This window comes from Methanobrevibacter sp. (assembly GCF_045577275.1).
In the GTDB taxonomy this organism is placed as follows: Archaea; Methanobacteriota; Methanobacteria; order Methanobacteriales; family Methanobacteriaceae; genus Methanobrevibacter.
Window position 1 is genome coordinate 1 of sequence record NZ_JAZNIB010000324.1, and the last position, 7105, is coordinate 7105.

7 protein-coding genes are annotated in these 7105 nt (G+C 32.9%); 6 read left to right on the plus strand and 1 reads right to left on the minus strand.

Going from position 1 to position 7105, the window contains the following annotated elements; genetic code table 11:
- Window positions 1–343: 343 nt before the first annotated feature.
- The 5 genes from purC to ACKI67_RS09415 all read left to right on the plus strand — a co-directional run bounded on the left by purC (window position 344) and on the right by ACKI67_RS09415 (window position 4167).
- The gene (purC, locus tag ACKI67_RS09395; protein WP_407463271.1) at window positions 344–1081 is read left to right on the plus strand and encodes a phosphoribosylaminoimidazolesuccinocarboxamide synthase; all 738 of its coding nucleotides are present in this window, start codon (window positions 344–346) and stop codon (window positions 1079–1081) included.
- Between the two features lie 104 nt (window positions 1082–1185).
- Window positions 1186–1461, plus strand: coding sequence for a phosphoribosylformylglycinamidine synthase subunit PurS (gene purS, locus ACKI67_RS09400; protein ID WP_407463272.1), 276 nt, complete (start codon window positions 1186–1188; stop codon window positions 1459–1461).
- A gap of 64 nt (window positions 1462–1525) precedes the next feature.
- Window positions 1526–2179 (plus strand): phosphoribosylformylglycinamidine synthase subunit PurQ, encoded by a 654-nt coding sequence (purQ, locus tag ACKI67_RS09405; RefSeq protein ID WP_407463273.1) that lies wholly within the window; start codon window positions 1526–1528, stop codon window positions 2177–2179.
- Window positions 2180–2270: 91 nt separating this feature from the next.
- Window positions 2271–2984 (plus strand): uroporphyrinogen-III C-methyltransferase, encoded by a 714-nt coding sequence (cobA, locus tag ACKI67_RS09410; RefSeq protein WP_407463274.1) that lies wholly within the window; start codon window positions 2271–2273, stop codon window positions 2982–2984.
- A 445-nt stretch (window positions 2985–3429) separates the two neighbouring features.
- The gene (locus ACKI67_RS09415; RefSeq protein WP_407463275.1) at window positions 3430–4167 is read left to right on the plus strand and encodes a DUF4013 domain-containing protein; all 738 of its coding nucleotides are present in this window, start codon (window positions 3430–3432) and stop codon (window positions 4165–4167) included.
- 240 nt (window positions 4168–4407) lie between these two features.
- On the opposite strand, the gene ACKI67_RS09420 is transcribed toward ACKI67_RS09415, so the two are convergent.
- A complete protein-coding gene (locus ACKI67_RS09420; RefSeq protein WP_407463276.1) occupies window positions 4408–5922 on the minus strand; it encodes a B12-binding domain-containing radical SAM protein in 1515 nt (504 codons plus the stop codon).
- A gap of 280 nt (window positions 5923–6202) precedes the next feature.
- Here ACKI67_RS09420 and ACKI67_RS09425 point away from each other — a divergent pair, with 280 nt between their 5' ends.
- Window positions 6203–6979, plus strand: a complete 777-nt coding sequence (locus ACKI67_RS09425; protein ID WP_407463277.1) for a uroporphyrinogen-III synthase — start codon at window positions 6203–6205, stop codon at window positions 6977–6979.
- Window positions 6980–7105: the final 126 nt, after the last annotated feature.

Here is a 7105-nt window from a genome sequence, read left to right on the forward strand (position 1 = left end):
CGTGCTATCGTCGCGTTGATAAAAATCGACCGTTCTTTTTTCGTACGGTATGCTCACGCTCTCCCCTCCGTCCTTCGAAATCGCTGATATCATACCACACTTTCAGGACAAATGCAAGAGATATTGCATAAAAAGAAAAGAAAAACGGACAAAAATTGCGCACGCGGCCATAAAATGAGAACATCACGCATATATTGAAAAAAAGAGAAGGGTAAAAGATAAAAAAATTATGAAAATAAAATTATATTTATTAATGATAATAAATATAAAATTAAATATTATAAACATATTAATTTTATAATTAAATCAATTATTATAAAATGATTTAAAAACGATGATTAAAATGGATTCTAAAAATTTACTTTATGAAGGAAAAGCAAAAAGCGTTTTCCAAGGCGAAAATCCTGATGAAGTCATTATTGACTTTAGAGATGACATGACTGCAGGAGACGGTGCCAGAAAAGAAAGCATGGGTCAAAAAGGTTACATAAACTCTGTTATTTGTGCTAAAATCTTTGAAACCCTTGAAGCTGAAGGGGTAGAAACCCAATTGATTGAATTATGCGAACCTTGTGTTATGAAAGCTAAAAAGCTTGATATGATTCCTATAGAAGTTATTGTAAGAAACATAGCAACTGGAAGCATTATCAGAAAATTCCCATTTGAGGACAAGGCTCCATTCAACCCACCTCTTATACAAATGGACTTTAAGGATGACGAATTCCATGATCCAATGCTCAATGATGCAATAGCTATTGCTCTTGGAATAGCAAGCAAGGAAGACTTGGACACCTTAAGGGAATTGGCACTTAAGGTCAATGAAGTTATGAGCAAGATGTTCAAGGACATTGGAATCATTCTTGTTGACTTTAAAATCGAGTTCGGTAAGGACAAGGATGGGAACATCATATTAGGTGATGAGATCAGTCCTGACAGCTGCAGATTATGGGATGCTGAAACCCTTGATATGCTTGATAAGGAACTCTTCAGACAAGGAAAAGACGATGAAGTGATTGATGCATATGAAGAGGTCTTCAACAGATTATTAACCGAAGAGGACAAAGAAAAATGGGGAATCTAATTAAATATTCCCAAAATTTTCAATTATAAAAAAATATTCCCAATATAACTATTAAAATTATAAAAAACTAATTAAAATAAATTCATGATTATAGGTGATTAGAAATGATGTATGACATTGAAGTTAAAGTTTCCTTAAAACCAGGAATGTTAAATCCAGAAGCGACCACTATTCAAAGATCCCTTGCTCTTTTAGGATACGAAGTTAAAGGAACCAAAACAAAAGAGATAATTACTTTTGTAATGGAAGCTGACTCAGAAGATGACGCAAGAGAAAAAGTAGATGACATGTGCCAAAAATTATTATGCAATCCAATCATCCACAACTACACAATAAACATTATTAAAATGGACATGACCTGCGGATGCGGCTGTGAATAGATGGACTGATTGAAATAATTTTTAAGAAATTGATGAAAACTTATTATATTCATAAAGTGATAAAATGGCAATTGGAATTATAAGATTCCCTGGAACTAACTGTGACCGTGACGTTTACAAAGCTATTGAACTAGCTGGCGGGGAAGCAGAATACATCTGGTGGAATAATGAAGACTTAACTGATTATGATGGAATTGTTATACCTGGAGGATTTTCCTACGGAGATTACTTACGTGCAGGAGCAATAGCTTCAAACACCCCTGTTGTTGAAGGTGTAAAGGCACTTGTAAAGGAAGAAAAGCCAGTTTTAGGAATATGTAATGGAGCACAGATTCTTGGAGAGATTGGACTCATACCAGGATTGTTCATTACCAATGAAGTACCTAAATTCAACTGTGAATGGTCTAAATTGAAAGTTGCAAACAACAAGACTCCGTTCACCAAAAACTTTGAAAAAGGCCAAGTCATTGACATACCAATAGCTCATGCTGAAGGAAGATTCTATACTAAAGACATTGATCTTATGAAAGACCAAGATCAAATCGTTCTTCAGTTTGCTGAGAAAAACCCTAATGGATCCATGGAAGCAATCACTGGTGTCTGTGATGAATCAGGACTTGTTCTTGCAATGATGCCACACCCAGAAAGGGCTACTACAAAGCTATTAGGTTCAGACAACGGTCTTGAATTCTTTAAAGGTATGTTAGATAGTATTTAAGCTATCTAAAAACCTATAATTAAATAAAAAAAAATAAAATATTCAAATCATTAAATTAATTCATTTTAATTATCAAAACAAGGAAGATAATATGCCAGTATATTTAATAGGTGCAGGTCCAGGAGACCCTGATTTAATTACATTGAAAGCTGTGAAAGCATTGAATAAAGCAGATGTTGTTTTATATGACTATTTGGCTAATGAAGAGATATTGAAACATGCTCCAGAAGATGCAAAACGCATCTATGTAGGAAAAAAGGCTGGAGAACATTATAAGACACAGGATGAAATCAATGCATTGATCATTGAAGAGGCAAAAGAGCACGAAAATGTTGTAAGGCTAAAAGGTGGAGATCCATTTGTTTTCGGTAGAGGTGGAGAAGAACTCTTGGCGCTTGCAGCTGAAAACATAGACTTTGAAGTCATTCCAGGAGTCACCTCAGCTATCGGTGCACCTACAAGCATGGCATTTCCTATAACCCATAGGGCAGTGGCTACCTCATTCACTGTAGTTACAGGTCATGAAGACCCAACCAAAGCAGACAAACAGGTGAAATGGGATTACACAGCTGACACATTGATTATCCTTATGGGAATCGGAAACATCAAGGAAAACACTGAAGAAATCATGAAATACAGAGACCCAGATACACCTGCATGTGCCATTGAAAGCGGCACGCTTCCAAATGAAAGGGTAGTATTTGGAACCCTTGGAACAATAGCTGACAAGGAAATCAACACACCTGCAATACTCGTAATTGGTGATGTTATAAACGTATTCAAAGAAATTAAAGGAATTGAATAATCCTTTAATTTATCTATTTTTTTATTATTTTAAATTAAACTCATTAATTAAACTACTTTTTTTCAAATACAAAAAATACATAAAAAATAAAAACTACTTTTTTCCAATCACACCACAGAAACAAAACACCAAAAAATAAAAACTACTTTTCTATTTTTATTACCATCTTTCTAAATAAGTATTATTCTCAATAATGAATATTTTTCGCTAAAAAAACAAAATAATTAAAAAAATATATTAAAACTTATGATACCTAATAAAATTAATTTTAATTTAAAAAATTAGAAAAAATTCTTATTCAAAACCTAAAATAAAGAACAAATAAGTCTAAAAAACTCAAAATTTTTCAATACCTTTAAATATTATTAAAGAGAAATTTAATAACAACTCAAATATACTTTAAGTGTTATGAGTGAATAATTTATAAAAAAAGAGGTGTTTAATTATGGAATTAGGCGAAATTATTAGTGATGCTATTAAGTATCCGTTAAATAATGTTAAAGCGCTTTTAATCTATATTGTACTTAGTATTATTATGGCTTTAGTCTTAGTCTTTGGTGGAGTAGGACTTGTTGGTGCAAGCCAAGCTTCTGGTGCTGCAGCAGGTGGACTCGGCATTGGAGGAATCATTGCAATCCTTATTGCAATATGTATAGGACTCCTTATTGAAGGATATATGTTAGATGTTGTCAAATTCGGTATTGCAAGAGACCAAGGATCTCCTGATGTTGATATTGGAAGACAAGTAATCAATGGTATCAAATACATCATTGTAATGTTCATATACTTCCTCATTCCAATCATCGTTATGGCATTACTCTCAAAATGGCAAACCTTAGCTCTAATCGTTGGAATTATCTTATTCATTGTATTTGGATTAGCATTCTTAATGGCAGCATGTAAATTAGCTGAAACTGAAAGTTTAGGTGCAGCTTTAAATATTGGTGAAGCAATTAAAGACATCAGCAAAGTTGGATTTGTAAAAATCTTAGCAATTCTCATTGTTTTCGTTATTCTTTCAATTATTGTTGGTTTTATTGTATCCATCTTCGGTGATGGCAGTATCGGCGGAACCATTGGTGCAATCATTAATGGTATTTGTACAGTATACTTAACCTTCTTCTACAACAGAGCTATCGGTTTAGCATACTCTGATGAAGAATTAACTAGATACGCTATTTAAAAAAAACTTATCAGAATTTGTGATAAGTACTTCTTTTCTTTTTTTCATTAACAAAAAATTAACTATTTTTCTAAAAAAGCTTTAAAAAAAATGATTTCTGATTTTAAAAATAAATGTTTCAATGATATGAAACTAATTAAAAAAAGTAAAAAAAATAGAATTGAAACAGAAAAATAAAGAAAAAAAAGATATAAAATTAGAAAGAAAATAAAAAAAATAAATAAAAATAGAATAAGAAAACTAATCTAAATTATTAGATCTGTTTAAAGCTTTTTTTACCCTAAATGTAATGTATTGGGTTCCTCCACGCATTACACGTTTGAATTCCACCCAATCAAGATTTGCCAAGAAAGTCTTCACAATATAGGCAAATGAGAAATAGTATTTGCTCATCAGACTGTCCCTCAACTTCTCAATCTCATTATGATCTGCATAAGGATAATCAACAAGACAATTCAAGTAACCATCATCATTAAGCCATTTGGAGTAATCCTCTGTAATCAGATATCCATTATCCTTAGCCCATTCATAGAAACCTGTTCCAGGAAACGGCACAGCCTGTTGGAAGAAGCACATGTCAGGGTAGACTGATTGAGCAAACTTATAGGTCTCATCGATTGTTTCAAGACTGTCACCTGTAAGACCAATCATAAAGCATCCGAAGACCTTAATGTCAAGCTTTCTTGCATTTTCTGCAAATGCCTTAGACTGCTCAAGGGTTATTCCCTTCTTGATTTCATTCAAAACATCCTGATTACCAGATTCATAACCGCAAACAAGCAATCTGCAACCTGCATCCTTCATTTTCTTCATGGTTTCAAAAGTCAAGTCAACTCTTGTATTGCATGACCAAATCGGCTCCAATCCTCTTTTTATGATTTCATCACAGAACTCAATGACTCTTGACTGGTTTACAGTGAATGTATCATCCTCAATGAAGATTTCCTTAATCTCAGGAATCTCTTTTAGAATATACTCAAATTCATCAGCAAGGTCACTTACAGATCTTGTCCTGTATATCCTTCCACCCATTGTAGATGGATAGCTGCAGAAATTGCATTGATTCGGACATCCTCTTGATGATACAATCTGAATCATAGGCTTTTGAGCGAATGCATATGCATAATCATCAAAGTTCAAATACTTCTGGTAAACCTTGGAAACATAAGGAAGACTATCCAAATCTTCAAGGGGCTCCCTATCTTCAGTATGCTTAACAGTGAAATCAACAGAATCAGACAATAAGTTCACATCATCCAATCCGGCAATATCCACACCATCGCAATTCACCCTATAGGAAACTCCCTTAACTGTTGATGCATCATCGGAAGCTATCAATTCACCAACTGTATAGTCATACTCCTGACGAAGGATATAATCAATGCCTAAGCATTCATTAAGCACTGCATCAGGAAGAATGGTTGCATGAGTTCCTCCAATCATTATTTTAGCCTTAGGATAAGCCTTTTTAATTGCATTGATAACATTATAATCATAAGCGCAGGTAGGGGTTGTTATTTCAGCCATGATATAGTCAGGTTCATATCCTTTCACCTCTTCGATTGTATCCTCAATTGAATATGCCTTTGTAATGCAGTCTACCAATTTGCAATCATATCCCTCCTTTTCACACACTCCAACACAGTATGCCAGCCAGTAAGGATAATACAAAGTACCTGACTTGGTCTTTTCAGGCCATCTGCTTGCCCTGCTTATATTGAATTCATATGGTAAGTTTAAAAATAATATTTTCATTAATATCACGATAATTATAATTTAATAAATAGATAAAATTTATACATATTTTTATACATATATAATTTTAGATATAAGTATTATATAAATTTAAATAAGTATTAAATGGAATTTATAAAACAATCAATAAATTCAAATAAGCATTAAATTGAATTTACAAAACAAAATTAAAATTTCAAAAGTATTAAATTGAATTTTCAGCCAAATAGCAAAAATAAATATTAAAGAAAATAAATAAATTCAATAAGATAAATTAATCATAATCTTAAGATGTGGAAATATGGTAAAGAGAATAGCTGTTACAAGACCTGAAGAAAGATCCAAAGCTGCAAAGGAATTCATAGAAAACTATGGAGGAGAAGCTGTCATAGTGCCAACATTAGAATTGAAATTGGAAAACACAGATTCATTAAAGGATTTGATGAGCAGATTCGGTGAATTGGACTGGTTGATATTCACTTCAGTCAGCTCAATCGATTCCATTTTCAAGTTTTATCCAAACTTTGTTGAAAGCTTGAACAGCAACTGTAAAATTGCAACCATAGGTACAAAAACTGCAGAAGTTGCTATGAATAAAGGACTCCATATAGATATCATACCAAAAGATTATACTGCTGAAGGTCTCATTGAAGAATTTAAAAGAATCGACTTAAATAATAAAATTGTTGGCGTTCCTCGTACATTTTCTGCAAGGACTATTTTACCTGAAGAACTCAAAAAGATGGGGGCCGAAGTCATCTTAGCAGAAAGCTACAAATCAGTCATTCCAGAAGACACAGAAGAGATTGAAAATCTGATTGATGAAATCATAGATGAAAGGATAGATGGAATCACATTCACAAGTCCGCTTACAGTTGTGAACCTATTCAAGATTGCCAAGGATGACGAAAAGGACAAGTTGGTTGAAAAGCTATCAAGTTCCACACTTACAGTAGCTATTGGACCAATCACAGGAAAGATACTTGACGAATATGATGTAAAGCACATTTATCCTGAAAGATATACAGTCAAAGACATGATTGACTTGATGTTTAGGGAATTGAACAATCAAAATTAAATAACAAGAATAGCAATTGAAAAAATCAAGATTAAATTAACAGAATTTTTTTAAGGGAGGAATTTCTATCAGCCAATTTAAGATAAGCATAATCATACCTGTTTACAATGGAGAGAAATATCTTCC